Raw genomic sequence first — 26780 nt, 5'->3', positions numbered from 1 at the left:
GCTTGGACAAGCGCGATGAATGGTCGTGGACCTTGGTGGAATAGTGGCGCGTCGCATATGAACGCGGCCCTGCCCAAGAAGGTGTTCGACCGCCTGTCTCTGGTAAGCTTGCTGGATACGATGAACCGGCTTCAGAGCCAACCATGAACCGCCGTGGTACGGAACCGTATGCCCGGTGGTGTGAGAGGACGGGGGAGGTGACTCCCCCTCCTACTCGATTGGGGTGCGGTCGGAAGGCTGTACTTCGTCATTTCCGGGATCTCGGGACCGGGCTGTGCGCCCAATGCCGTGCTGCCCGGGAGCCCTGGCCAACACGAGGAGTCTGCCGATGGAAATGAATTTTGCCGGACACAGTGTCGATCTTTCCTGTCCCCGGGTGATGGGTGTCCTGAACGTGACACCGGATTCCTTCTCCGATGGTGGTCGCTTCCATCGGTTGGACAGCGCGCTGGTCCAGGCTGAGAAAATGGTAGGTGAAGGCGCGGCGTTTATCGATATCGGGGGGGAGTCCACCCGCCCGGGGGCGGCGGTTGTCAGCGCGGAAGAGGAAATGGAACGTGTCTGCCCGGTGGTCGAAGCGGTGGCCGCGCGATTCGACGTCGTTGTCTCCGTGGACACGAGTACGCCCCAGGTTATTACGGAAACGGCCCGGCTGGGTGCCGGACTGGTTAACGATGTTCGCGCGTTGACGAAAGAGGGAGCGATGGAGGCCGCCGCGGCGGCGGGTATTCCGGTATGCCTGATGCACATGCAGGGAGAACCGGGCACCATGCAACAGGCGCCGCACTATGACAACGTTGTTGCCGAGGTGTCGCGTTTCCTCATGGATCGGGTGGCTGCCGCCAGGGAGGCGGGTATTTCCTCCGAGCGCATCCTCCTTGATCCCGGTTATGGATTCGGCAAGACCCTGGAGCACAATCTGGTGCTGCTGGAGGCGCTGGACCAGATGCATGCGCTGGGCTATCCCTTGCTGGTCGGCATGTCGCGCAAGACCATGCTGGGGCAGATTACCGGCCGTGATGTGGCCGACCGGTTGCCTGCGGGTCTCGCAGTCGCGACAATAGCCGCCATGAAGGGGGCCGCGATTATACGCGTGCACGATGTCAGGGAAACCGTGGACGCCGTTAAGGTGGTGTCTGCGTTGAAGGAAGCGACTGCATGAGCGAGCGCAAATACTTTGGAACCGATGGAATTCGGGGGCATGTGGGTGCGGCACCCATCACGCCGGATTTCATGCTTAAGCTGGGCTGGGCCGCGGGCCAGGCTTTCAAACAGGACGGTCAGCGCAACCGGGTGCTGATCGGCAAGGACACCCGGTTGTCGGGTTATATGTTCGAGTCGGCCCTGGAGGCGGGACTGTCCGCCGCCGGTGTCGACGTTTCCTTGCTGGGGCCCATGCCGACTCCGGCCATCGCCTATCTCACCCGCACTTTCCGGGCTTCGGCGGGGATCGTGATCAGTGCATCCCACAACCCGCATGAGGATAACGGGATCAAGTTCTTCTCGCCCCAGGGGACCAAGCTCAACGATGCGGTGGAAGCCGAAATCGAGTCCTGGCTGGATCGGGATATTGAGGTCTGCGCTCCACGCGAACTTGGCAAGGCCTCGCGGATTGACGATGCGCCCGGGCGCTATGTGGAGTTCTGCAAGAGTACGGTGCCCAACGATTTTACGCTCGAGGGCATGCGCATCGTGCTCGATTGCGCCCACGGCGCCACCTATCACGTGGCACCCAAGGTGTTCCGGGAACTGGGTGCCACCATCAGTGTGATCGGTAACAATCCGGATGGCCTCAATATCAACCTCAAGGTGGGGTCGACGCACCTAGACGCCTTGCGGGATAAGGTGATCGAGGAGCAGGCCGATCTGGGGATCGCGTTCGACGGCGATGGCGACCGGGTGCTGATGATTGATCGCGATGGCTCGATGATCGACGGCGACGAGCTGATGTTCATGATTGCCGCCCAGCGCCAGGTGGACGGCCGGCTCCAGGGTGGCGTCGTCGGAACCCTGATGACCAACCTGGGGGTGGAGCTGGCCCTGAAGGAACGTAACATCCCCTTCGAACGGGCCCAGGTTGGCGACCGTTACGTGATGGAGCGGCTGGTGGCCAACGGCTGGCAGATCGGCGGGGAGGGCTCCGGACACCTGGTGGTCCGTGACTGTACGACCACCGGGGACGGTATCGTCTCGGCGCTGCAGGTTCTGCTCGCTGCCTGGCGATCCGGGGAAACGGTATCGGCGCTGCGCCGGGGCATGAACCGTCTGCCGCAGGTGCTGATCAACGTCCGTGTCGCCGAGCGTTTCGATCCGCTGGCGCGCCCGGACATCGCCGAGGCGGTAAAGGCCGCCGAGGCCGCCATGGGTGCAACCGGACGCGTGTTGCTGCGGGCCTCCGGCACCGAGCCCCTGATTCGTGTCATGACCGAAGGTCAGGACGAGACCGAGATGCGTCAGTGGGCCGAGAAGCTGGCGGGTGTGGTGAAGGCTTCCCCGTCCGTTTGAAAATCATTTGGGGGCGTGGCTATCGGTTGTGTCCGTTGACGGACTGCTGTATAGTGCGCCCTCCCTTGAAATGAGGGTGTTTGATGCGACGCAGGATTGTAGCTGGCAACTGGAAAATGAACGGCTCGCTGGAACTGGCCAGGTCGTTGGTCGGTGAGGTGCGAGAGGGCATTGTCGAGCTTGATAATGGAGCGGAGGTTGTTATCATTCCTCCCGCCCTGTATGTCGCAAGCGTTCAGCAGCTGCTCAATGGGCAGGCCCGGGTTGGAGTGCAGAATATCGCCGCCTGGGATGCCGGTGCCTATACCGGTGAGATTTCCGGTCAGATGGCGGTCGATGTGGGGTGTGAATTCGCCATCGTCGGCCACTCGGAGCGTCGGGAGCTGTTCGGTGAGTCCGATGCGGTGATTGCCGAGAAGGTTGATCGGGGCATTGCCGCCGGATTGAAGATTATTCTTTGTGTCGGTGAAACCCTGGCGCAGAGGGAAGCGGGGCTGGCGGTCGAAGTGGTCAGTGCCCAGCTTCGGGAAGCCTTGAAGTCGGTTTCCGGAGAACAGTGGAAACAGGTTGTTGTGGCCTATGAACCGGTCTGGGCGATCGGTACGGGCAAGACAGCCACATCGGAAGACGCCCAGGCCGTGCATCAGGCCATCCGCTCCCTGCTGGGCGAGTTGGGTGCTCCGGAGCAGGAGATAACGCTGTTGTACGGTGGAAGCGTGAAGCCGGACAACGCCAGCGAATTGTTTGCCCAGCCAGATATCGACGGCGGTCTGATTGGCGGCGCTTCATTGAAGGCGCCTGATTTTCTCGCCATCTGCAAGGCGATTTAAGAGAGTTTGATATGGATTGGATGGAAACACTGGTTGTCGTAGCGCACGTCGTGATTGCGGTGGCGCTGGTGGGTCTCGTCCTGATTCAGCAGGGCAAGGGCGCCGATGCCGGTGCGGCTTTTGGTGGTGGTGCATCCCAGACCGTATTCGGCAGTCAGGGAAGCGGTAGCTTCCTGACCCGGGTAACTACTTTCCTTGCCATCCTGTTCTTCGTAACGAGTTTTACGCTGGCCATGTTTGCCAAGCAGCGCGCCGAAGTGGCGGGTGAGGCTGGCATTCCGTCGAGCCAGCAGGCGCCGGCAGCGGCGCAGGAAAAGCAGGCGGCCGATGAGCAGAGTGAGGCTCCGGCGGCCAAGGACAGCAAGTCAACCGAGCAATCGGATGGGGCTGCCCAGGAGAAAGGTTCTGAAGCCGGTAGTGACGGGGCGTCACTGCCTGAGCTTGAGTAAGGTTGTTGCCGAAGTGGTGGAACTGGTAGACACGCTATCTTGAGGGGGTAGTGGCGCAAGCCGTGCCGGTTCGAGTCCGGCCTTCGGCACCATTATTAGAAACGGCTTGGAATACCAAGCCGTTTTTTTTGGTCAGTCCTTGACCAGTGTTGTCGGCGTCCTTATACTCCGGCGATTATTGCAGTGGGTATCGGCCACGTCCGGTCCCGCTCAGGCAGGCTGGGTGTCTGTCGGCAGGGAAACGTAATGTTGATGTTCTCTGGCACGTAACGACTTCAGGAGGCCCCGCATTATCTGGGGCCTTTTGGTTCAGGGGCCTGGCGCATGGGCCCGATTGCACGAAAAAGGGCTGATTAACAGGCCCTTTTTTTGTTTATGCGACATGTAAAGGTGGCATGGGTAGCCGGAATCGACCGGTAGATGCCGCCCGACTAGTGGAGATGACAGCAACTTGTCAGCCAAGGTAAAGCAACTCGAAGACATCCTGGTGCCGGTCATTGAGGGACTGGGATACGACTGCTGGGGGATTGAATTTCGGTCGCAAGGCCACAAGTCAATGCTCCGGGTCTTTATTGACGATGCCGAAAACGGCATCAGTGTCGAGGACTGTGAAACGGTCAGCCGGCAGGTCAGCGGTGTGCTGGATGTCGAGGATCCGATCCAGACCGAGTACACCCTCGAAGTTTCCTCGCCCGGTATGGACCGGCCGCTGTTCCGACTGGAGCAGTACGCGGCCTGGGCCGGGCACAAAGTCAAAATCCGCCTGCGTATGGCGTTCGAAGGACGCCGCAAATTCGAAGGGCTCCTCAAGGGCGTTGAGGGAAGTGATGTCGTCGTTGTTGTTGACGATCACGAGTATCTGCTTCCCGTCGACGGCATCGAGAAAGCCAACATCGTTCCGGTTTTTGAGTGATTCGTTTGACTGCAAGTCTAAGGGTTAAGGGCAGGGCAATCTGATGAGTAAAGAGATCTTGCTGGTAGTTGAAGCCGTCTCCAACGAGAAGGGTGTGGAAAAAGAGGTCATTTTCGAGGCCATCGAACTTGCCCTGGCGACAGCAGCCAAGAAGCGTTACGAAGAAGAGGAAGCGGATATCCGCGTCCAGATCGATCGCAAGACCGGTGACTACGAGACGTTCCGCCGCTGGCTGGTGGTGGATAACGACGCGGTGCCGGCGCTCGGTACCGAGCTGACCATGCAGGAAGCCGAGGAGATCGACGACAAGCTCCAGCCGGGCGACATCCACGAGGAGAAAGTCGAATCCGTGGCTTTCGGCCGGATCGGTGCCCAGGCGGCCAAGCAGATTATTTTCCAGAAGGTTCGCGAGGCTGAACGCACCAAGATCGTCGACAGCTACCGCGACCGCGTAGGCGAGCTGGTTTCCGGTACCGTCAAGAAGGTCACCCGTGACAACGTGATCGTGGACCTGGGTGCCAACGCCGAAGCACTTTTGCCACGCGATCAGCTGATCCCGCGGGAAACCTTCCGGATGGGTGATCGGGTGCGCGCCCTGTTGCTGGAAATCCGTACGGATCATCGGGGCCCGCAGCTGATCCTGAGCCGCACCAATCCGGCCATGCTGATCGAGCTGTTCCGTATTGAGGTGCCGGAGATCGCCGAGGACCTGATCGAGATCCGTGGCGCCGCCCGGGACCCGGGGTCACGCGCCAAGATTGCGGTGAAGACCAACGATCGCCGTATCGATCCGGTGGGTGCCTGCGTCGGCATGCGTGGTTCGCGTGTCCAGGCGGTATCCAATGAGCTGGGTGGTGAGCGTGTCGATATCGTCCTGTGGGACGACAATCCGGCGCAACTGGTGATCAATGCCATGGCGCCGGCCGATGTGGCTTCCATTGTGATGGACGAAGACCGTCAGACCATGGATGTCGCCGTCGCCGAGGACAACCTGGCCCAGGCCATCGGCCGCAATGGGCAGAACGTGCGCCTGGCCAGTGAGCTGACCGGCTGGACGCTCAATGTCATGACCGAGGAAGAGGCCGGTGAGCGTCAGGAGCAGGAATTCAACCGTCTGTTGACCCATTTCACCGATAACCTCGATGTCGATGAGGAGCTGGCTGGCGTCCTGATCGAAGAGGGCTTCACCACGCTGGAGGAAGTCGCTTACGTGCCCATGGACGAAATGTTGGCCATTGAAGGTTTCGATGAAGACACCGTGACCGAGCTGCGTCGTCGCGCCAAGGATCGCCTGCTGAACCAGGCCCTGGCCAGCGAGGAAGCCCTGGAGGGCCAGGAGCCCGCCCAGGACCTGTTGGAGATGGACGGCATGGACCGTGCCCTGGCCTTCAAGCTGGCCGGTATGGGGGTGCGCACCATGGACGACCTGGCAGAGCAGTCTGTGGACGATCTCATGGAAATCGAAGGTATGGATGAAGAGCGCGCGGGCCAGTTGATCATGACCGCACGTGCGCCCTGGTTCCAGGACCAGGAATAATCGGGAGAGGAGGACCAGTATGGCTGAAGTAACTGTAAAACAGCTGGCCGATGATGTAGGCGCTCCCGTGGATCGCTTGCTGCGCCAGATCGTAGAGGCTGGCCTGAAAGCCCGTTCTGAGGATGATGCCGTCAGCAGTGACGAGAAGCAGCAACTGCTGGCATTCCTGCGCAAGAATCACGGCGAAGCCGATGCCGAACCGCGCAAGATCACGCTCAAGCGTAAGACCACGACGACCCTGAAAGCCGGTGCCGGCGCAGGGCGTGCCAAGACCGTCAACGTTGAAGTTCGCAAGAAGCGGACCTACATCAAGCGCGAAACGCCGCAGCCGGAACCGGAAGAAAAGCCGGTGGAGTCGGCCCCGGAAGAACAGCCGTCCGCAGAAGCGTCTGCGGCACCGGAAGCGGCATCCGCGCCGGCTACGAAGCCCGCTGAAGAGCAGGCCCCGGCGGCTGAAGAAGCCGGTAAGCCGGAAGCGGAAGTTGCGGAAGCGCCTGCAGCACCGGAACCTGAAGCGTCTGTTGAGGAAGAGGCAGCGTCAGAGTCGGCCGAAGAGATGCCGATTCCAGCGCCGGAGGCTGAGGGCGGTAAGGATCGCAAGACCAAGAAGAAAAAGGACAAGGTCCGCGAGCGTACCGATGAAACGGAAGACGGCAAGCCGAAGAAAAAGTCTGCGGGTCACCGCGGACCTCGCAATCGTCCTGTGGAACCGGTCACCCTGAGTGACGACGAGGACGATACCACCCTGCGCAAGCCGCTGCGGGCGAAGAAAAAGCCCAAACAGAAGCGGCATGGATTTGAGAAGCCGACCAAGCCAATGGTGCGTGAAGTCGAAATTCCGGAAACCATCACGGTGGGCGATCTGGCCCAGCGTATGGCCGTCAAGGCCGCCGACGTGATCAAGACCCTGATGGGTATGGGCGTCATGGCCACGATCAACCAGGCCCTGGACCAGGAAACCGCTGTGCTGGTGACCGAAGAACTGGGTCACAAGCCCAGGACCACCAGCGAAGACGCCTTCGAAGAGGAAGTGCTCAGCGAGATTTCCTTCGAGGGTGAAAAGGTCAAGCGGGCGCCCGTTATCAGTGTCATGGGCCACGTGGACCACGGCAAGACCTCGCTGCTGGACCACATTCGCCGGACCAAGGTCGCCGCGGGCGAATCCGGCGGGATTACCCAGCACATCGGTGCCTACCACGTGGAAACCGACCAGGGCATGATTACCTTCCTGGACACCCCGGGCCACGCGGCGTTTACCGCCATGCGGGCTCGTGGTGCCCAGAGTACGGACATCGTCATCCTGGTTGTGGCGGCCGATGACGGCGTCATGCCGCAGACCAAGGAAGCGGTGGATCATGCGCGTTCAGCCGGCGTTCCCCTGGTCGTTGCCATCAACAAGATGGACAAGGAGCAGGCCGATCCGGATCGCATCAAGAACGAACTGGCGGGTATGGACGTGATTCCGGAAGACTGGGGCGGTGACGTCCAGTTCGTCCCGGTATCCGCGCACACCGGTCAGGGCATCGACGACCTGCTGGAAGCCGTGCTACTGCAGTCCGAAATCCTCGAACTGGAAGCCGTTCCCACGGCGCCGGGTGCGGGTGTGGTTGTGGAATCCAGCCTTGAGAAGGGTCGCGGTTCCGTCGCCACGATCCTGGTTCAGAACGGGACCGTTCGCCAGGGCGATATGGTCGTTGCCGGCGCCTACTTCGGTAAGGTCCGGGCGATGATGAACGAGGCCGGCCAGCAGGTTAAGGAAGCCGGGCCGTCGATTCCGGTGGAGATCCTGGGCCTGAACGGCACCCCGGATGCCGGTGATGAGTTCTTCGTTGTCGCCGACGAGCGCAAGGCGAAAGAGCTGGCCGAGTTCCGCCAGAAGCGTGAACGCGAGCAGCGTCTGCAGCGCCAGCAGGCGGCCAAGCTGGAGAACCTGTTCGAGAACATGGGTAAGGACGAGGTCAAGACCCTCAATGTCGTGCTCAAGACCGACGTTCGCGGTTCCCTGGAAGCGATTACCAAGGCCCTGCAGGACATCGGCAACGAGGAAGTCCAGGTCAAGATCGTGTCATCCGGTGTCGGTGGTATCGCCGAAACCGACGTCAGCCTGGCGCTGGCCACCGGTTCGGTGATCTTCGGCTTCAACGTGCGGGCTGATGCCTCTGCCAAGCGTCTGGTGGAGCAGGAAGGTCTGGATCTGCGCTACTACAGCATCATCTACAACATGATCGATGATGTGCGTGCCGCGCTGACCGGCATGCTGGCGCCGGAATTCCGCGAGGAAATCGTGGGTATTGCCGATGTCCGTGACGTGTTCCGCTCACCGAAGTTTGGCCAGGTGGCTGGCTGTATGGTGACCGAGGGTACGGTCTTCCGTAACAAACCGATCCGTGTCCTGCGGGATAACGTGGTGATCTTCGAGGGTGAACTCGAGTCCCTGCGCCGCTTCAAGGACGACGTCCAGGAAGTCAAGAAAGGCCTGGAATGCGGTATCGGCGTTAAGGGTTACGATGTGAAGGTCGGCGACCAGATCGAGGTATTCGACCGTGTCAGGGTCGAGCGCCAGCTGGACAGCTGATCCGGGGCACATGCAAAGACCCTAAAAGACTGGCGCCCCGGACTTCCGGGGCGCCGTGCATTCAGAGGGGCCAATATCCGGCCCCACAGGATGGAGCTTGAGGGCTCCTCCAGAGAGACAGGGCGTTACAATGCCAAAAGAGTTCAGTCGTGTTGAGCGGGTTGCCGACCAGATCCAGAAGGAACTGGCGGTCATGGTTCAGCGCGAGATCAAGGATCCGCGTCTGGGTATGGTGACCATCAATGCGGTGAAGGTCAGTCGCGACCTGGGATATGCCGACGTCTATATCTCGCTGCTGACGACCGAGGAGCTGACCGAGGCGGACCCGGTTGTCCAGGATTCCCTGGGTGTGCTGCGCAAGGCGGCCGGTTTCCTGCGCAGTCAGTTGGGGCGTGCCATGAAGTTGCGGGTGATCCCGCAGCTGCGTTTCCATTTTGATACCCTGGGCGGCCAGAGTCGCCGTATCGACAGCCTGATCGACCGGGCCGTGGGCCGGAAGCCCGCCGTGGGTCGTTCGGACGACAGTGGGGAGAGCGGGGATTGAGTCGGCGTCGACGCGGTCGTGACGTCAGCGGCATCCTGGTGATTGACAAGCCCCAGGGGGTGACGTCGAACGCCGTCCTGCAGCAGGTCAAACGCCTCTACGGCGCTGCCAAGGCCGGCCATACCGGTAGCCTTGACCCGCTGGCGACCGGCGTGCTGCCTCTGTGCTTTGGCGAGGCCACCAAGTTCTCCCAGCTGATGCTCGACAGCGACAAGTCCTACGTCGCCCGCGGCCGCCTGGGGATCATTACGGACAGTGGTGACAGCGACGGCAACGTCATGGCCGAGAAGCCGCTGCCGGAAGGTCTCGACATGGCGGCTATTGAAGCGCTATTGCCCCGTTTCCGGGGCGATATCGAGCAGGTCCCATCCATGTACTCGGCGCTCAAGTACAAGGGGCGCCCGCTGTATGAGTACGCCCGCGAAGGCATCGAGATTGAGCGTCCGGCCCGCCCGGTCACCATCCATGAGTTGACGCTGCTCGCTTTCGATGGCGAGAATTTCGATATTGCCGTCACCTGCAGCAAGGGCACCTATATTCGGTCTCTCGTTGAGGACATCGGTGAGGTTCTGGGTTGTGGGGCGCACGTCACGCAATTGCGACGGACCCGAGCGGCCGGGTTCGGTCTCGAACAGGCCTATGACGTGAGTGACCTGGACGCGCGCCGGGAAGCCGGCGAATCGCTGGACCCGTTGCTGGTGCCCGTCGATGCGGCGCTTACGGAATTTCCGAAAATTCTGCTGCAGGACGCGCAGATTGTATCGATATTGAACGGACAACCCGTTAAAATGACGGGTCATCCGCCCGGATGGGTGCGTCTCTATGGAGGCGACCGCTTCCTCGGGTTGGGTGAACAGTTACCGGATGACCGGGTTACGCCCCGGCGTCTGGTAAAGCAGGCCTGAACACACTTGTGGGAAGGCTCTAGCCGGGCTGTAGAGATGCGCGGTCCGGCCGAATCAATGGCATCGCAAATAGTGAGGTGAGTTATGGCACTGTCTGCCGCAGAGAAGTCACAGATCGTCAATGATTTTCAGCAAGGTGAAGGCGACACCGGTTCTCCTGAAGTTCAGGTTGCACTGCTGAGCGCCAACATCGACAAGCTGCAGAATCACTTCAAGACCAACAAGCAGGATCACCATTCCCGCCGCGGTCTGATTCGGATGGTTAACCAGCGTCGTAAGCTGCTGGACTACCTGAAGAAGAAAAACGCCGATCGCTACCTGGACCTGATCCAGCGCCTTGGTCTGCGTCGTTGATCGACGGTCACGTCGCTCTCTGAACCGGTATCGCAGTTCCGCTTTCGGCTCTCAGCCACATCGATGGCCGGAGCAGGGCGGGTACCGGGTCTGCCGGGAGAGTTCAGGCTCTCCGGGCAGGATCTCTCGCCCGTCTACACTGTCTCAACAGTGTGCCGGACCATTCCCTCGACAACACGGGGGGTGGCCGGAACAATGCCGACGCTGTCGGCCTGGGGTGCCAGCCTGGTGAACAGACGTTACCGGGTTGGGTCAGTCCTGCCGGCACACATGAACCACAACAGGATGCCCGAGCTTTACCGACGAACCGGTCGGTGATGAAAGCCCAAACAATAGCAGGTTGTTGAAAGTCGCCCCTGCCGCCCGGCGGCGCCTTTCAACAGCCTGTTAGCTTTCAGTCCGGTAAGTCCAGAGCCTCGGTCCTGTGGTGGTGATCACAGGGGTTCCTTCAGGGAACCGGAATATGCCAAGAAGAGTAAGGAGTTACCGTGAATCCGGTAAAGAAATCATTTGAACTGGGCGGCAAGACGGTCACGCTTGAAACCGGCCGTATCGCACGTCAGGCCACCGGCTCCGTCCTGGTGACCATCGACGACATTTCCGTACTGGGGACCGTGGTTGCGGCGAAAGAAGCGAAGCCGGGCCAGCCTTTCTTCCCACTGACCGTCAACTACTTCGAGAAGACCTACGCGGTCGGCAAGATCCCGGGTGGTTTCTTCAAGCGCGAAGGCCGTCCGTCCGAGAAAGAGACGCTGACCTCCCGCCTCATCGACCGTCCGATCCGCCCGCTGTTCCCGAACGGTTTCATGAACGAAGTACAGGTCATCTGTACCGTCATGTCCTCCAGCAAGACCCAGGATCCGGATATCGCCGGCATGCTGGCGGCCTCTGCGGCACTGGCCCTGTCCGGTGTACCGTTTGACGGCCCGGTCGGTGCGTCCCGCGTTGGCTACACCGACGAAGGCGGCTACTTCCTGAACCCGACCTTCGAACAGCTGGAAAATTCCAAGCTGGATATGGTCGTGGCTGGTACCGAAGATGCGGTGCTGATGGTGGAATCCGAAGCCCAGGGCCTGACCGAAGACCAGATGCTGGGCGCGGTCCTGTTCGCGCACCAGGAAATGCAAACAGCCGTCACCGCCATCCGTGAGCTGGCCGCCGAAGCCGGCCACCCGCGTTGGGACTGGCAACCGGTCGCTGTGAACACCGAGCTGGCCGATGCCCTGAAAGCCGAATTCTCCGGCGCCATCACCGAAGCCTACGGCATCCGTGACAAGATGGAACGCTACACTCGTCTGGGCGAGATCCGTGCGCATGCGGTCGAGAAACTTGCCGGTGAAGAGGAAGGCCAGCCCGACGAGGCTGAAGTGAAGGCCTACTTCGGCAAGCTCGAGAAGTCTATCGTTCGTCGCCAGGTCATCGAAGGCAAGCCGCGTATCGACGGTCGTGACAACAAGACGGTCCGTCCGATCGAGATCGAAGTCGGTGTCCTGCCGAGCACCCACGGTTCCGCCCTGTTCACCCGCGGCGAGACCCAGGCGATCGTGACCACGACGCTGGGTACTGCCCGCGACATGCAGATCATCGACGCGCTGGAAGGTGAGAGAAAGGATCCGTTCCTGTTCCACTACAACTTCCCTCCCTACAGCGTGGGCGAAACCGGTCGCGTTGGCGCCCCGGGCCGTCGCGAGATCGGCCACGGCCGTCTGGCCAAGCGGGGTGTGGCTGCGGTCATGCCGACCATGGAAGAGTTCCCGTACACCATCCGTGCCGTCTCCGAGATCACGGAGTCCAACGGTTCCAGCTCCATGGCGTCTGTCTGTGGCTCGAGCCTGGCGCTGATGGACGCCGGCGTGCCCATCAAGGCACCGGTGGCCGGTATCGCCATGGGTCTGGTCAAGGAAGGCGACCAGTTCGCGGTCCTGACCGACATCCTGGGTGACGAGGATCACCTGGGCGACATGGACTTCAAGGTGGCCGGTACCTCTGAAGGGGTCACCGCGCTGCAGATGGACATCAAGATCAACGGTATCACCGAAGAGATCATGGAAATCGCCCTGGAACAGGCACACGCTGCCCGTCTGCACATCCTGGGTGAAATGGCCAAGGTCATCTCCGAGCCGCGTGCGACCCTGTCCGACCGTGCCCCGAGCATCACCAGCATGAAGATCCATCCGGACAAGATCCGCGACGTGATCGGCAAGGGTGGCTCCGTAATCCGTGCGATCTGCGATGAAACCGGCGCGTCCATCGACCTGGACGACGACGGCAACGTCAAGATCTACGCCGACAACCAGGAGTCTGCCCAGGCCGCCCAGAAGCGTGTGATGGAAATCACCGCGGAAATCGAGGTGGGGGCCATCTACAAGGGTACCGTGGCGCGGATCGTCGATTTCGGCGCGTTCGTCAACATCCTGCCGGGCAAGGACGGTCTGGTGCACATCTCCCAGATCGCCGAGCGTCGCATCGAGAACGTCACCGACGAGCTCAGCGAAGGCCAGGAAGTGCTGGTCAAGGTGCTGGATGTGGACAACCGCGGCCGCGTCAAGCTGTCCATGAAGGAAGTGAAGGAAGGCGAGCAGCCGACCGATTTTGGCGCCTGATTTCAGGCCCCGGAAGTGAAAAAGCCGCCCCTCGGGGCGGCTTTTTTGTGTCTGGCGAATGGTCGGCGCCGAGAGAGAGGGCAGCCTTGCAGGCTGCTCCGAAGCTAAAGCGTCGGCTACATTCTGCGTTAACCCCGAGCGTGTAGCAGATGCTTCAGCTTCTGAGGCGCCGCCAGGTGCCCCTGTATCTGCATCGAGCGCCAGGCTGTCAATCTGGGTCCTTCGAGCCCACGGCAATCTCCCCCGCCGCGGCTTCTTTCAAGAAGCTTTCAACCGCATCCCGATACGCCGGAATCACAAACGTCGACGCATGGGGCGTGTCCGTCTGCAGGAACTGCTTGGGCTGTTTGGCAGCGGTGTAGAGGGCTGTGCCGTTGTGGAAGGGGATAATCCCGTCGCGGATGCTGTGAATCACCATCAGCGGCACCGGGCTGATCTCGGCGATGTGGTCGACGCCCTCGTAGTCGTCCGGGATGGTCCAGCTCAGCGGGATCTGGAACGGCCAGGTGAGCCAGAAGCTGTCCAGTTTTTCCCGGGTGATGGCGCGGAAGCCGGCGAACGTGCTGTCCAGCACCACGGCCGTCAGTGGCGGTTGCTCCTGGCGCTGGGTCCACTCGGCGGCCAGCATCAATCCCAATCCGCCGCCCAGGCTCTGGCCCAGCAGATAATACGGGCCGCTGTCCGGCTGCTGGACGAGCCAGCGAAAACCGGCCTCGGTGTCCGCCAGGGCGCCTTCGATATCCGGATCACCGGTCGACTCGCCAAAGCCGCGATAATCGATCATGAAGACGTTATAGCCTTCCCGGGGCAGCCAGGCGACGTTGAGGATATGGCTGCTCATGTTCTGGGCGTTGCCGTGCAGGTAGTAGACCGTGCCGTGATCCTCACCTTCTGCGGGCAGCCACCAGCCGTGCAGGTGTTCCCCGTCGACGGTATCCAGATAGACATCCCGGTAGTTCAGGTCAAGCCGGTCCGGGGTGATGTAGACCGTGCTGTCCGGGTAGAAGAACAGGCTCGAACAACCGCCCAGCGACAGCAGCGTTAGCGACAGGCAAAGGCTCAGAAGTACGCGTTGATTCCGATCTGCCATGTGGTGTCATACCTTTCGAAATGGTGTTTGCGTTCCCAGCCGGCGCTCAAGCCGATGTTGCGCTCCAGGTGCCAGCCGAGGCTGGCGTAGGCAATGTCTTCCCGGTCGCCGTCGCCGATCAGCCAGGCCTTGCTTTTGACGCCGCCGGTCACGCTGACCCGATGCCCCTGGTACAGCCAGCCCAGATCGGCTCCGGGCGCCAGGTCGTAGCCCTTGTCCAGGTCGTCGTCGATTTCCAGGTCGCCGGTCCCCATGGCGTAGATCTGGCTTTGATCGGACGTGGCCCAGCCGAAACCGGCACCGCCGTCGAGGTAAGGGGTGAGCACCCGGTTGCCGGATTCGATGTCGGTCCGCCGGGCACCGAAGCCCACCTGCCAGGACAGGGGAGTGAAAAAGCGGTCGCGCACGGACAGGGAGCGGATTTCCACGCCGATCAATTTCTCCAGCTGCAACTCGTCTTTATCCGTGTAATAGCGGGTATCCAGGCGCAGGAACTGCAGCTGGGCCCCCTGACGATAGCCTTCGGGCGGATCGAGGACGTCGTGGTAGGCCGGGCGCAGGGTCAGCTGGACGAAGTTGCGGCCGCCCTGGCGACCGCCGGCGACGCTGGCGCGAAAGGTGTCGTGGCCCTGGTCGTCGCGCACCGCTGGTTCCGGCGGCTGTTTCAGCGGTTCGGCATCGTCGATTTGGCTGCGTGCCTTGAGCAGGTCGTAGGACAGTGGGGCTGCCCTGTCGCGGGGCCACTCTTCCTCATGGGCTTCGTAGCGGACGTAATCGTAGGTGGCGTCGAGCACGTGCGCCCGATCTTCATCCGGCAGGGCCTGAATCTCCGGGCTGTCCACCGTGCGGGATCCCTCGGTGAGGTCGGCGGCCAGATCCCGCTGCTCCGGTGAGAGCTGCTCAAGGTAATGAGCAACAACGGTGGCCGAGGACGGCCGGTAGTTCACCGAAGCCACCAGGTCATGATCCACCACCCAGCGGACCGTGTCCGACGGGATAGCGTGAGTGTTCACTTCGTCCAAGAGTTGTGTGCCGGGGCGAGCCACGTCGATCAGTGCCAGCAGCCGATAGGCGCAATTCTCGTCGAAGAAGTAGTAGTCGAAGTTCTTGTCCCGGATTTCCCAGGCGTGGGCCAGCAGCCGGTCGGTTTCTTCCGGGGTGAGGTTCAGCCGGTATTCCCACAGGTCGCGGTTTTCGATGTCCGAGTAGAGTTTGATCTTCTCGTAATAGGGCTTGACCGAGGTGATGCCCGGGTAGCCGCCAAAAATCCCTCGATAGGCGAACATGATCTCGCTGTCGTGGGCCGAGGCATCGGCCGCATAGGAGACGGTGCTGGCCAGCAGCAGGTCCGCATCGCGATCGCGGGTATCGGCCGGATCCAGTCGCAGGAAGGTATGCCCGAACATGGACGACGGACTGTTCAGGTAGGAGGCCGCAAAGACCAGTGTGACGGTCTTGGTGTTCAGCTCGTCGCGCCAGGTTTCATAGGCCGGGCAGTCGGCGGGCGGTGCGGGCATATCGAGCCGCGTACGCAGCCACTGATCCCGGGCGGGAAAGCGGCAGCGGGCATGATCATCGCCGGAACCGGGAGCCTGGATGGCGGTGAGTGTCGCCTTCAGTTCGGCCAGCGGTGAATCCTTGCCCTCCGGACTCAGGAAAAAGGCATCGTCATCGGCTTGCGACGTATAGCCGCCGAGCAGGTCGGGCCGGTAGTGCCCCAGGTTCAGCCAGACGGGATCATGCGCCAGCTGCTCCAGTGGTTCTGAAGCCTCGGCGTTGGACAGACACAATAGTGTGCAAAAGGCGGCCAGCAAACGGGGAGTGCGCCCCGACATCAGACGTCGTTGCATGTCATCTCGGATGGTTCTGGGTAGGTTGGCCGAAGCCGGTTGAGGCACCGTCCCTGGTGCCGGTTACCGTCCGTGGCGCCTGTCTTGGTTAGGCGACGTACTTGCTCAGTCCCTCATGGGATTCCATCAGGGCAACGATGGCTGAAACCGCCTGGTCTGAGGTGGTGTCTGAGGACGGGAAGATGGTGGCGAAGTTGTCCTGCATCAGCTTGCGGAATTCAGGGCGATCCGCCTTGTCGATGTTCAGGAGTACCGCCAGGGTGTCCAGGTTCTCACCTTCGCCGCGAGACATGTCACGCGCAACCTTGTCGACGTTGCTGTCCATATACATGGCCATGGACTGGATCGACTCGTTGGTATTGCAGCCCAGGGTACCGGTGGTCATACCGAAGGTCTGGTTACCCAGCGTTCCGTTGGTCGTGGCGGCCAGTACGTGGGGGGCAATACCGGACTGGCCCTTCCAGATCATGGCGCCAACGCCACAACCCGGCTGTGCAAAGGCAAGACTGGATGCACCCAGAAGCATGGCGCCTGCGATCAGTTTTTTCATTGTCCAACTCCTTGTCGTGTTATGTCATCGATCTGAAAACATTGACTAACGGCCCTGACGTTTCTGCTCTTTCCGCTTTGTATGTCGCGGCGTACCTGACCGTTGCTCCGAGTATAGTTCAGATCTGCGGCGTAATGATTAAATCGGCCACAATTGACTGATAATAGAAGTAAAAAAATGAACACGGCGATAACATATATTCTTTTTCGCTATAAAAAATAATTTTTAATTTATCATTTGTAATATGCCGGTCACTTATTTATAGTGCGCCCCGCCAAGACGGCTCATTTATGACACACGGAGAGAGTAGTTGTGAAAAAAGCACTGATTGCATCCAGCCTGTTGCTGGCCGGCGCCCTGAGCGGCTGTAGCTCCATGAACGTCAGTTCCACTCCGGTACCGCTGGCAGGTACTGTAAGCACCGATATCAAGGCCGATATCGATGTGGGTGAGAAGATCACCGGCAAGTCCCACGCCACCAAAATCCTGTTCTTCACAGTCGGTGGTGACAACGAGTACGCCGATGGCGTGGCGTACGGTCAGGGTGGCGGCTCTGCGCTGTCCGTCCTGGATGCGGTAGCACCGGTCAAGGCCGCTGCGGCCTACAATGCCATCAAGTCCTCAGGTGCTGACGTGATCGTAGCCCCGCGCTACACCGTCAAGAAGCAGGACTACCTGGTTTACGGCACCATTGACGTGACCGTGGAAGGGTACAAGGGCACCATCAAGAGCGTTGACTGAGTCTCTCGCGTCTTCCGCTCAAAAAAGCCGGGCAATGCAGATTGCCCGGCTTTTTTGTGCCTGTCCGGCGGGGGTCAGCCGCCGAGGTAGGCCTTCTGCACATCCTCGTTGGCCAGCAGGTTGGCCCCGCTGTCCTCAAGGCGGATGCGACCGGTTTCCAGCACGTAACCCCGATCGGCCAGCTTCAGGGCCTGTTTGGCGTTCTGCTCCACCAGGAAAACCGTGATGCCCTCGTCGCGCAGACTGCTGATGATCTCGAAGATCTGCTTGATGATCAGCGGCGCCAGCCCCAGTGACGGCTCGTCGAGGATGATCATCTCCGGCTTGGTCATCAGGGCACGGCCGATGGCCAGCATCTGCTGCTCACCACCGGACATCGTGCCGGCGCGCTGGTTACGGCGCTCCTTCAGCCGCGGGAAGAGTTCGAACACGTGGTCCTGACTCCTGCGGACCTCCTGCTTGGAAGTGAAGAAGCCACCCATATGCAGGTTTTCCTCCACCGTCAGGCCCGGAAACACGCGGCGGCCTTCCGGCACGATGGCGATGCCGGAGCGCATGATCTGGGCCGTCGGCTTGTGGGTGATGTCCTCGCCCTGGAACAGGACCCGGCCGGAACTGGCCTGGGGATCGCCGCACACGGTCATCAGCAACGTGGTTTTCCCGGCGCCGTTGGCCCCGATCAGGGAGACGATCTCGCCCTTCTTGATCTCGACGGAGACGCCATGCAGCGCCTCGATCTTGCCGTAGTGGGTATGGATATTTTCAAGTACCAGCATGGTGACTCCCTTACTCCTCGCCCAGGTAGGCTTTGATCACATCGTCGTTGGTCCGGATTTCCTCCGGTGTGCCACAGGCCAGGGGGCGCCCCTGGTTGATGACATTGATGCGATCGGATATGCCCATGACCAGGCTCATGTCGTGCTCGATCAGCAGCACGGAGACGCAATAGTCCTCCTTGAGGCTGACGATCAGCTCGTTGAGCTCCCGGGTTTCGTTCGGGTTGAGGCCGGCGGCCGGCTCGTCGAGCATCAGCACTTCCGGCTCGGTGACCATGCAGCGGGCGATTTCCAGACGGCGCTGCTGACCATAGGCCAGGTTGCCGGCGTCGCGGTTGGCCATCTCCATCAGACCAACGCGCTCCAGCCAGTAGGCGGCCCGCTCCAGGGATTTTTCCTCGCGCTTGCGGTAGTCCGGTGTCTTGATCAGGCCGGCGAAGAGGTTGGTGTTCAGGTGACGGTGCTGGGCCACCAGCAGGTTTTCCACCACCGTCATCCTGCTGAACAGGCGGACGTGCTGGAACGTCCGTACCATACCCATGCGGGAGATCTTGTAATCCGGTTTGCCCTGGATCGGACGCCCCTTGAACGTGATGGTGCCGCCGCTGGGGCGGTAGAAACCGCTGATGCAGTTGAACACCGTGGTCTTACCGGCCCCGTTGGGACCAATGATGGAAACGATCTCACGCTCGCCCACATCCAGGGACACCTGGTCCACGGCCAGCAGGCCGCCGAAACGCATCGACAGGTCGCGTACTTCAAGCATGGTCGGTCACTCCCGCTTCCTGTTTCTTGAGGTTGATGTGGACCCGTGTCATAGGTAGCAACCCCTGCGGGCGCCAGACCATCATCAGCACCATGGCGGCACCGAACACCAGCATCCGGTATTCCGAGAACTCGCGGGCCAGTTCGGGCAGGATGGTGACGGCGATGGCGGCCAGGATAACCCCCAACTGGGAGCCCATACCGCCCAGCACCACGATGGCCAGCACGATGGCGGACTCGAGGAAGACGAACGACTCCGGGCTGATAAAGCCCTGCTTGGACGCGAAGATGGTCCCGGCGAAACCGGCAAAGAATGCACCGATGGTGAACGCGGACAGCTTGACCGCCGTGCGGCTCAGGCCCAGCGAGCGGGCGGCGATTTCATCTTCCCGCAGTGCTTCCCACGAGCGGCCTACCGGCATGCGGATCAGGCGCCGGATGACGAGCAGGGTGAACACGGCCAGGATCAGGGTGATCAGGTACAGGAAGATCACCTTGTGGGCGCTGTCGTAGGGAATGTTGAACACTTCGTGGAACGAGGTGTTGCCCTCGATCTTCACCCGGCGGCCAAACTCCATGCCGAACAGGGTGGGATCCGGGATCCCGCCGATACCGTCCGGACCGTTGGTCAGGTCCGTCAGGTTGTTCAGCAGGATGCGGATGATCTCGCCGAACCCGAGGGTCACGATGGCGAGATAGTCGCCTCGCAGCCGCAGTACCGGGAAGCCCAGCACAAAGCCGAAGGTGGCCGCCAGAAGGGCCCCGATCGGCAGGGACATCCAGAAGGAGAAACCGTAGTACTGGAACAGCAGGCCGAAGGTATAGGCCCCCACGGCGTAGAACGCCACATAGCCCAGGTCCAGCAGGCCCGCCAGGCCCACCACCACATTCAGTCCCAGGCCGAGGATGATGTAGATCAGCACCAGCGTGGCCAGGTCGACTGCACCCCGGGAGGCAATGAACGGCCAGAACATGGCGCCCAGCACAATCAGGATCAGGGCGAAGCGCTCAAACTTGACGCGCTTCTCCTGGGGCATCGGCTCGCGATTGATCATCGGGTTGATGGCCTTGACCTGACCGAGTGTCTCCATGATGGCCGGACGGAACAGCTGGAACAGGAAGACGATCACCACCGCCAGGGCTATACCCACATAGGTCTGGGTTTCGGCACCAGTCAGGGTGATGCTGACGCCCCGGGCTTCCAGGTTCAGCCCCAGGATGGGGTAGGAAATAATCAGTGTTATGAATGCGCAGAACAGCGCATGCCGGAAATTCTGTGCAACCATCAAATCTTCTCCACTTCCGGTTTGCCGAGGAGGCCGGTGGGCCGGAACAGGAGGATCAGGATGAGCAGTCCGAAGGAGACTACGTCCTTGTATTCACCGCTCAGGTAACCCGAAGTGAAACTCTCCGCCACGCCCAGTACCAGGCCGCCCAACATGGCGCCCGGGATGCTGCCGATACCGCCCAGAACCGCCGCCGTGAAGGCCTTCAGGCCAGCGATAAAACCGAACAAGGGATCGATGGAGCCGTAATACATGCCCAGCAGCAGACCGGCGACGGCCGCCAGGGCAGCGCCGATCACGAAGGTGGCCGCGATGATCCGGTTGGTATCGATACCCAGCAGGCTGGACATCTTGAGATCCTGGGACACGGCGCGACAGGCACGCCCGGTCTTGGAGCGGGAAATGAACAGGGACAGGCCGGTCATGCAGACCAGGGTGACGATGAAAATGGTCAACTGCATGTAGGACAGGTTGGCCTGGAAGCCGCCGCCACTGCCACCCAGTGAAATGCCACCCTCGATCAGCAGGGGGAAACCGATGTTGCGCGAGCCCTGGGCCAGGTGAACGTAGTTCTGCAGGAAGATGGACATGCCGATGGCGGAAATCAGCGGGATCAGCCGGTGTTGTCCGCGGACGGGGCGATAGGCGATGCGCTCCACCGCCCAGCCCATGGAGCTGGAAACGATGATGGCACAGATCAGGGCGACCAGCAGGACCAGCGGGATCCAGGCAGGGCTGGTCACGGCCAGGCCGGTGATGACGATCAGCGAGACATAGGCGCCGATCATGTAGATCTCACCGTGGGCAAAGTTGATCATGCCGATGATGCCGTACACCATCGTGTAGCCGATGGCGATCAGGGCATACGCGCTTCCTACCGTCAGCCCGTTGATCAGCTGTTGGAGAAAGTACATTACGTCGTGCATTGTGGGAAAACTCCGATAAAGAAAAACCCCGGGTGCCGCATCAAGGTTCGTAAAGCTGCTTGTCGCAGGGTGCCCAAACGCTTACGTCCATGATTCGCAACCAGGGTTCCAAAAAAACACCTTCCCCCTCGTGAGGGGAAGGTGTCCTCAGAAGGGCGTGGCTATGGGCCGTTCCCTTCTTCATCGTCCATTACCGATTTTTAACGGTGATTATTTTACCGGAGTTTTGCTGCCATCTGAATGCCATTTGTAGACAACGAAGTCGAATGACTTCAGATCGCCGGACTGGTCGTACTGAACTTCGCCGATCGGCGTGTCGAAGGTGCCTTCGCGCAGGGCGGCAGCCACTTCATACGGATCCTTGGAATCGGCTTTCTCGATGCCGTCGGCAATCAGCTGAACTGCCGCGTAGGAGGTCAGCACGAACGGACCGGACGGGTCTTCACCCTTGTCCTGAAACGCCTTGACCAGCTTCTGGTTCTCGGCTTTCTGGTCGAAGCTCGGCGGCAGGGTGACCAGCAGGCCTTCGGCTGCGTCGCCGGCGATGGTGTTGATGTCCTTGTTACCCACGCCTTCCGGGCCCATGAACTGGGCGTCCAGGCCAGCCTGCTGCGCCTGACGCAGGATCAGACCCAGCTCCGGGTGGTAGCCGCCGTAGTAGACGAAGTCCACGTTGGCCTGCTTAAGCTTGGTGACCAGGGAAGAGAAGTCTTTCTGGCCGGCCGTGATGCCTTCGTACATCACCACGTTGATGCCGTCGTCTTCCAGGGTGGACTTGACCGCGCTGGCGATGCCTTCACCGTACTGCTGCTTGTCGTGGATAACGGCCACGCGCTCGGGTTTCAGGCTGGCGATGTAGTTGCCGGCGACCGGCCCCTGCATGCTGTCCAGGCCGATGGTACGGAAGACCAGCTCATAGCCGCGATCGGTGATGGCCGGGCTGGTGGAGGCCGGAGTGATCATCAGGACGCCTTCGTCCTCGTAGATGTCCGAAGCGGGCTGGGTGGAGCTGGAGCACAGGTGGCCGACAACGAAGCGGACGCCTTCGTTAACCATGTTGTTGGCAACGGTGACCGCCTGCTTCGGGTCACACACGTCATCCTGCTCAACGGCGACGAGCTTCTCGCCCATAACGCCGCCATTGGCGTTGATCTGTTCAATGGCCATGCGCGCGCCGGAGAACTCCATGTCGCCGTACTGGGCTACCGGACCGGTCATCGGACCTGCAATACCGATCTTGATGTCCGCATTCGCGGCCCCTGCGGCCATAACGGCCAGCGATGCGCCTACCCCGACTACAAGCTTGTTCAGTTTGATTTTCATTTTGGTTTGTCCTGCCTTGAATATCACTGAGAACATTTTTGGTGTTTTTTTAGCCACGCCGAGCCTCAGCGCGCGTAGCGATGAGACTAACAAACACCACACGTTCTTCGTTGTCAAGAAAGCGCTCCGGGGAATGATGATGAATTCATTCGTCGCGTCCGGGGCGCGATGTGCGTTAAACCGGCAGGGATCGTGCCAGAATCACGTTGGTGGGGTCGTGGGGGCCACCTCTTCGATCTCCTCCGGGCTGATCAACTGCTTGAACTGTTCGAAGTCCTTGAGCCGGGCAAAGCTGGGATCCACCGACGCGTCGTCCCGGTAGGCCTCGGAGATTTCGATCGCGCTGGCCAGGCTCTTGATGGCGTCCTCCCAGCGGCCGATCTCGGCATAGGCGCAGGCCAGCTGGTAATGCGGATGGCCGTTTTCCGGCGCCAGCTTCAGGGCGCGCAGGCACAGGCTGATGGCCCACAGCGGTTCGTTCAGTTCCAATACGGCGTCGGCCTTGTAGCTGAGCGCTTCCACGTCGTCCGGCCGCAGGTCGAGGATCTGGTCGTACACCGTAATCTTGTTCTGCTGGGAGGTTTCCTGACTGGCCTTGAGCCACAGGGAGTGCACTTCGTTGGTGCGCTCGATCTCTTCCTGGTTGCGATTGATGATGTCGGATTTCTGCTGCAGTTGCTCCTCGATGAACTTGAGGCGTTTCTCGTACTCCACCACCAGTTCGTTGACGCGTTTTTCCGCCACGCTGGCCAGCTGGTTGCGCATATCCCGGATGGAATTCCAGCCGATGACGACGAGAATAGAGGTGGCGCCCGCGATGAGGTAGAAGAAGTAGGTGACCGTGTCGGTGGCGTAGGACATGGTTTTGTCGGCCACGGTCAGTTCCTTGTCCACCACCTTCTCGATCAGTTCGGCCCGGGTGCTCTGGATCTCGGTGCGCAGGTCCTTGACCTGGTCCAGCAGGTATCTTTCGACGAATGGGTTATAGAGTGGCTCTTTCAGGTGGTTGATGCGTTCCTTGACATCCTCTGCCGTGGCCTTTGTCGGGGTGTCGCCTTGTGCGGTAACCGCCGCGTTGGAGTCCGGCGCTTCCATGTCCTGGGCGTGTATTGAGGCCGTCGCCAGTGCCAGCAGCAGTCCGGTCACGGCGGATACCAGCCAGTGGCAAGCGCGGGAGTTGCGTATGGCAGAAAAACGGATCGTCAGCGTCGTCATGGCCGTCCTGTGTTTCTTTTGAAGCATAAATGTTTGCACGGGATTTCTCCGCCGGTCCCGAAGACATGCCCGCGCCCAGGCCAGAGCATAGTGCCTCAGTGCGGGCGCCCAGGCAAAGGCCCGTGCACGGGCCTGATTAGACTTTGAGCGAGCAAATAGTTAGAGTTATAAATAATGGTTCTGTAAATCCTGAGCGCCGTGTCCGCAAAGCCGGAAAGTCATCAGGACAGTGTAGACCGCCCGAATGGGCTGCGGATAGCCGACTCGCCCGCGCCGGGAACAGATGTCTGCGCGCTTGGGGGCGAGTACGGTTGCCGTGCTCCTGCTCCCCGTCTGCATGACCGGCGTCCAAACCGCTTTTCTGCCGTGATGTCTGACAGCAAAGTTTTGTACTCAAAAAAGATAGCGCACTATAATCGCGAGCTCGCCGAGCCGGTAGCGTGGGATACAGTCATGAACAACTATGAGCAGGTGCTAGTCGCTCTTCGTCGGGTGATTCGGGCCACCGACCTTCACTCGAAACGCCTCAGCAAACATGCCGGCCTCACGGCACCGCAGTTGCTGATCATGCGGACCATCCGTGACCTGGGGCAGGTCACCATCGGCACGATCGCGGACAAGGTCAGCCTGAGCCAGGCGACCGTTACCACCATCCTCGACCGGCTGGAGCATCGCAAACTGGTCTACCGGGTGCGCAGCACCACGGACAAGCGCAAGGTCCATGCCCACCTGACGGAGGAAGGGGCAGAGCTGTTGGCCCAGGCGCCGCAGCCGCTGCAAGAGGATTTCATCCAGAAATTCCAGAGCCTTCACGAGTGGGAGCAGAGCATGATCGTTGCGTCCCTGCAGCGTGTCGCCAGCATGATGGACGCCGACAGCATCGATGCGTCCCCGGTTCTGGACGTGGGGCCGATCAACCGTGAGGATGGCTGGAAAGGTCGCAGGAAGCAGTCCGCTGGTTGACGTGGCACTTTGTCACTTTTTTCTTTCCCCTCCCTAAATATCCTCTACGCCTGGCCGATACCTGCGGCCAGGTGTTCCGTGGATCGTTCCAGGCTGGTTCTGTAATTGTTACAAACGGTTACGGCAACGATTGACCTGGGTTACGTATAACGGAACCGCGGTCGTGTTTCATTCACCCGTGAGAGAAAGCTGGAAATTCCTCCCGAGGGTCTATAGTGGCTACAGAGGCACGTATGGAAGTGTGTCGCAGCCAACAATAAGGATTGAGTCAGTCTATGAGACGTAACCTTCCCGTTACCCAACGCGAAGTTCGAATGGCAGAAGGTGGCCGCCTGATCACGACCACGAACCTCAAGGGCGTGATCACCTACTGCAATGACGAATTCGTGGACATCAGCGGCTTCTCCCGCGAGGAACTGATGGGGCAGGCCCACAACATTATCCGGCATCCGGATATGCCGCCGCCGGTCTTCAAGCATATGTGGGACACGCTCAAGGCCGGCAAAGCCTGGATGGGCGTCGTCAAGAACCGTTGCAAGAATGGCGACCATTACTGGGTCAGCGCATACGTCACCCCGATACGGGAAGACGGCCGGATCGTCGGTTACGAGTCGGTGCGCACGGCGCCGACAGAGGGCCAGAAGCGTCGCTCGGAAGAACTCTATCGCAGGATTAACGCCGGCAAGACGGGAGCCGCGCTGGTCAGGCGTGGCAACCTGCGTAACAGCATCATGGTCAGCCTGCCGGTACTGGGCTCGCTGGTGGCCAGTGTACTGGCTGTGCAGTGGACATCGCCGGCGATTGCTGTCGCCATCATTGTGCTGGCGCATCTGGTGGCCGGATTCTCGCTGAGGGGATTGATCGAGCGTCGAATCCTTGGGCTGGTGGACCTGCGCAAGGATGCGTTTGCCGATCCGCTGATCGCCATGACCTATACCGACCAGCGCGGACGGTTCGGTGAGCTGGCCATGCTGCTGGTAAGTGAAGAGGCCCGCCTGCGTACGGCCCTGGCCCGGATCGAGGATCAGGCCGGGATCCTGGCCGGTCACGCCTCCACCAGCCACAGGGCGATCAACGAGGGCGCCGGGTACATCGCCAAGCAGCGGGCGGAGACGGACCAGACGGCGTCGGCCATCAATGAGATGACGGCATCGATCCAGGAGGTGGCGGAGAACGTCGGTCGCAACGCCAAGGAAGCCGAAGCGGCGAACGAGCACGCGTCGCAGGGGATGGACCTGTCACGCCAGGCCTTGAAGGCGATCGAGCAACTGGTCGAACGGGTGCACGAAGTCGGCAATGCTGTCGAAACGCTGGGACAGTCGACGGAGAGTATCGGTCAGGCCGCCAAGCTGATTTCCGACATCGCGGAGCAAACCAACCTGTTGGCCCTGAACGCGGCTATCGAGGCGGCCCGGGCGGGTGAGCAGGGGCGCGGCTTTGCCGTGGTCGCGGATGAAGTGCGGTCACTGGCTGCCCGAACGCGGGAGAGTACGACACAGATCCACAACGTCATCGAGGATTTCCGTCAGCAGGTGGAAACCGCCGTGAGCGCTGCGCGGGACGGCGAGGTCGTTGCGGGTTCCGGCCTGGATAAGGTGCGTGAGTCCGAGCGGGCGCTGAACGAGATTGTGGAGGCGATCAGCCGGATCACCGATCGGTTCCTGCAGATGTCGGCGGCCGTTGAGCAGCAGAGCCAGGTATCAGAGGAGATCAACCGTCAGGTGGTCAATATCGCGGAGCTGGCAGATAACAGCACCGATCGGGCGGAAACCGCCGACAAGGTGAGCGAGGAACTGATGCGTTTCTCCGATGGGCTGCGCGACCTGGTCGGCCGGTTTATCGGGCGGCGTTAACCGAATGTCGGCTATGGCCCGTGCCGGGGCGACCGCCCCGGCATTCGAGAAGGGAATCCTTGGTGACGTCTTTTTTGGAATCGAGTAGGAGGGGGAGTCACCTCCCCCGTCCTCTCACACCACCGGGCATACGGTTCCGTACCACGGCGGTTCATGATTGGCTCTGAAGCCGGTTTATCGTATCCAGCAAACTGACCAGAGACAGGCGGTCGAACACCTTCTTTGGC

General features: G+C 60.8%; 23 protein-coding genes and 1 tRNA gene. 15 read left to right on the top strand and 9 right to left on the bottom strand.

Features of this window, described 5'->3' with window-relative positions:
• Window positions 1-328: 328 nt before the first annotated feature.
• From folP to pnp, 12 genes are all read left to right on the top strand, one after another.
• Window positions 329-1162: a dihydropteroate synthase gene (gene folP / locus EZI54_RS21345; RefSeq protein WP_131483913.1), complete on the top strand. Its 834-nt coding sequence runs from the start codon at window positions 329-331 to the stop codon at window positions 1160-1162.
• Window positions 1159-2505, top strand: a complete 1347-nt coding sequence (glmM, locus tag EZI54_RS21340) for a phosphoglucosamine mutase (protein WP_131483912.1) — start codon at window positions 1159-1161, stop codon at window positions 2503-2505. Before folP ends, glmM begins: the two co-directional genes overlap by 4 nt.
• 83 nt (window positions 2506-2588) lie before the next feature.
• On the top strand, window positions 2589-3335 hold the full coding sequence (tpiA, locus tag EZI54_RS21335) for a triose-phosphate isomerase (RefSeq protein WP_131483911.1): 747 nt from the start codon (window positions 2589-2591) through the stop codon (window positions 3333-3335).
• A gap of 11 nt (window positions 3336-3346) precedes the next feature.
• A complete protein-coding gene (gene secG, locus EZI54_RS21330) occupies window positions 3347-3784 on the top strand; it encodes a preprotein translocase subunit SecG (RefSeq protein WP_131483910.1) in 438 nt (145 codons plus the stop codon).
• Between the two features lie 7 nt (window positions 3785-3791).
• A tRNA-Leu gene (locus EZI54_RS21325) sits at window positions 3792-3876 on the top strand.
• Between the two features lie 359 nt (window positions 3877-4235).
• Window positions 4236-4697: a ribosome maturation factor RimP gene (gene rimP / locus EZI54_RS21320; RefSeq protein ID WP_131483909.1), complete on the top strand. Its 462-nt coding sequence runs from the start codon at window positions 4236-4238 to the stop codon at window positions 4695-4697.
• A 43-nt stretch (window positions 4698-4740) separates the two neighbouring features.
• Window positions 4741-6234 (top strand): transcription termination factor NusA, encoded by a 1494-nt coding sequence (nusA, locus tag EZI54_RS21315; RefSeq protein WP_131483908.1) that lies wholly within the window; start codon window positions 4741-4743, stop codon window positions 6232-6234.
• Window positions 6235-6253: 19 nt separating this feature from the next.
• Window positions 6254-8809: a translation initiation factor IF-2 gene (infB, locus tag EZI54_RS21310; protein WP_131483907.1), complete on the top strand. Its 2556-nt coding sequence runs from the start codon at window positions 6254-6256 to the stop codon at window positions 8807-8809.
• A gap of 130 nt (window positions 8810-8939) precedes the next feature.
• Window positions 8940-9353, top strand: a complete 414-nt coding sequence (rbfA, locus tag EZI54_RS21305; protein WP_131483906.1) for a 30S ribosome-binding factor RbfA — start codon at window positions 8940-8942, stop codon at window positions 9351-9353.
• A complete protein-coding gene (gene truB / locus EZI54_RS21300; protein ID WP_131483905.1) occupies window positions 9350-10258 on the top strand; it encodes a tRNA pseudouridine(55) synthase TruB in 909 nt (302 codons plus the stop codon). Before rbfA ends, truB begins: the two co-directional genes overlap by 4 nt.
• An 84-nt stretch (window positions 10259-10342) precedes the next feature.
• Window positions 10343-10612 carry a 30S ribosomal protein S15 gene (rpsO, locus tag EZI54_RS21295; RefSeq protein WP_123636121.1) on the top strand — a complete coding sequence of 90 codons (270 nt, stop codon included), beginning with the start codon at window positions 10343-10345 and terminating at the stop codon, window positions 10610-10612.
• A gap of 488 nt (window positions 10613-11100) precedes the next feature.
• Window positions 11101-13215 carry a polyribonucleotide nucleotidyltransferase gene (gene pnp / locus EZI54_RS21290; RefSeq protein WP_131483904.1) on the top strand — a complete coding sequence of 705 codons (2115 nt, stop codon included), beginning with the start codon at window positions 11101-11103 and terminating at the stop codon, window positions 13213-13215.
• A 208-nt stretch (window positions 13216-13423) separates the two neighbouring features.
• Here the strand turns inward: pnp and EZI54_RS21285 are convergent, their stop codons facing one another.
• The 3 genes from EZI54_RS21285 to EZI54_RS21275 all read right to left on the bottom strand — a co-directional run bounded on the left by EZI54_RS21285 (window position 13424) and on the right by EZI54_RS21275 (window position 16705).
• On the bottom strand, window positions 13424-14305 hold the full coding sequence (locus tag EZI54_RS21285) for an alpha/beta hydrolase (protein ID WP_131483903.1): 882 nt from the start codon (window positions 14303-14305) through the stop codon (window positions 13424-13426).
• Window positions 14275-16155 (bottom strand): Lnb N-terminal periplasmic domain-containing protein, encoded by a 1881-nt coding sequence (locus tag EZI54_RS21280; protein WP_242674552.1) that lies wholly within the window; start codon window positions 16153-16155, stop codon window positions 14275-14277. The genes EZI54_RS21285 and EZI54_RS21280 overlap by 31 nt, the downstream gene beginning before the upstream one ends.
• A gap of 88 nt (window positions 16156-16243) precedes the next feature.
• Window positions 16244-16705 (bottom strand): DUF3015 domain-containing protein, encoded by a 462-nt coding sequence (locus EZI54_RS21275; RefSeq protein WP_123635328.1) that lies wholly within the window; start codon window positions 16703-16705, stop codon window positions 16244-16246.
• Between the two features lie 312 nt (window positions 16706-17017).
• On the opposite strand from EZI54_RS21275, the gene EZI54_RS21270 reads away from it, so the two are divergent.
• Entirely contained in the window at window positions 17018-17446 is a 429-nt protein-coding gene (locus tag EZI54_RS21270; RefSeq protein ID WP_123635329.1) for a hypothetical protein, read from the top strand.
• Between the two features lie 74 nt (window positions 17447-17520).
• Here the strand turns inward: EZI54_RS21270 and EZI54_RS21265 are convergent, their stop codons facing one another.
• The 6 genes from EZI54_RS21265 to EZI54_RS21240 all read right to left on the bottom strand — a co-directional run bounded on the left by EZI54_RS21265 (window position 17521) and on the right by EZI54_RS21240 (window position 23617).
• Window positions 17521-18222 (bottom strand): ABC transporter ATP-binding protein, encoded by a 702-nt coding sequence (locus tag EZI54_RS21265; RefSeq protein WP_131483902.1) that lies wholly within the window; start codon window positions 18220-18222, stop codon window positions 17521-17523.
• A 10-nt stretch (window positions 18223-18232) separates the two neighbouring features.
• The gene (livG, locus tag EZI54_RS21260) at window positions 18233-18988 is read right to left on the bottom strand and encodes a high-affinity branched-chain amino acid ABC transporter ATP-binding protein LivG (RefSeq protein WP_131483901.1); all 756 of its coding nucleotides are present in this window, start codon (window positions 18986-18988) and stop codon (window positions 18233-18235) included.
• Window positions 18981-20273: a high-affinity branched-chain amino acid ABC transporter permease LivM gene (locus tag EZI54_RS21255; protein ID WP_131483900.1), complete on the bottom strand. Its 1293-nt coding sequence runs from the start codon at window positions 20271-20273 to the stop codon at window positions 18981-18983. The genes livG and EZI54_RS21255 overlap by 8 nt, the downstream gene beginning before the upstream one ends.
• Window positions 20273-21199 (bottom strand): high-affinity branched-chain amino acid ABC transporter permease LivH, encoded by a 927-nt coding sequence (livH, locus tag EZI54_RS21250; RefSeq protein ID WP_131483899.1) that lies wholly within the window; start codon window positions 21197-21199, stop codon window positions 20273-20275. The genes EZI54_RS21255 and livH overlap by 1 nt, the downstream gene beginning before the upstream one ends.
• Before the next feature lie 210 nt (window positions 21200-21409).
• On the bottom strand, window positions 21410-22522 hold the full coding sequence (locus tag EZI54_RS21245) for a branched-chain amino acid ABC transporter substrate-binding protein (RefSeq protein WP_131483898.1): 1113 nt from the start codon (window positions 22520-22522) through the stop codon (window positions 21410-21412).
• A 201-nt stretch (window positions 22523-22723) separates the two neighbouring features.
• On the bottom strand, window positions 22724-23617 hold the full coding sequence (locus tag EZI54_RS21240) for a TPR end-of-group domain-containing protein (RefSeq protein WP_242674553.1): 894 nt from the start codon (window positions 23615-23617) through the stop codon (window positions 22724-22726).
• Window positions 23618-24190: 573 nt separating this feature from the next.
• On the opposite strand from EZI54_RS21240, the gene EZI54_RS21235 reads away from it, so the two are divergent.
• Window positions 24191-24700: a MarR family winged helix-turn-helix transcriptional regulator gene (locus EZI54_RS21235; protein ID WP_131483897.1), complete on the top strand. Its 510-nt coding sequence runs from the start codon at window positions 24191-24193 to the stop codon at window positions 24698-24700.
• 275 nt (window positions 24701-24975) lie between these two features.
• Entirely contained in the window at window positions 24976-26553 is a 1578-nt protein-coding gene (locus EZI54_RS21230) for a methyl-accepting chemotaxis protein (RefSeq protein WP_131483896.1), read from the top strand.
• Window positions 26554-26780 lie beyond the last annotated feature (227 nt).

This window comes from Marinobacter halodurans (genome assembly GCF_004327985.1).
In the GTDB taxonomy this organism is placed as follows: Bacteria; Pseudomonadota; Gammaproteobacteria; order Pseudomonadales; family Oleiphilaceae; genus Marinobacter_A; species Marinobacter_A halodurans.
The sequence above is the reverse complement of the archived record's forward strand: the minus strand, read 5'-3'. Positions and strand labels throughout refer to the sequence as shown.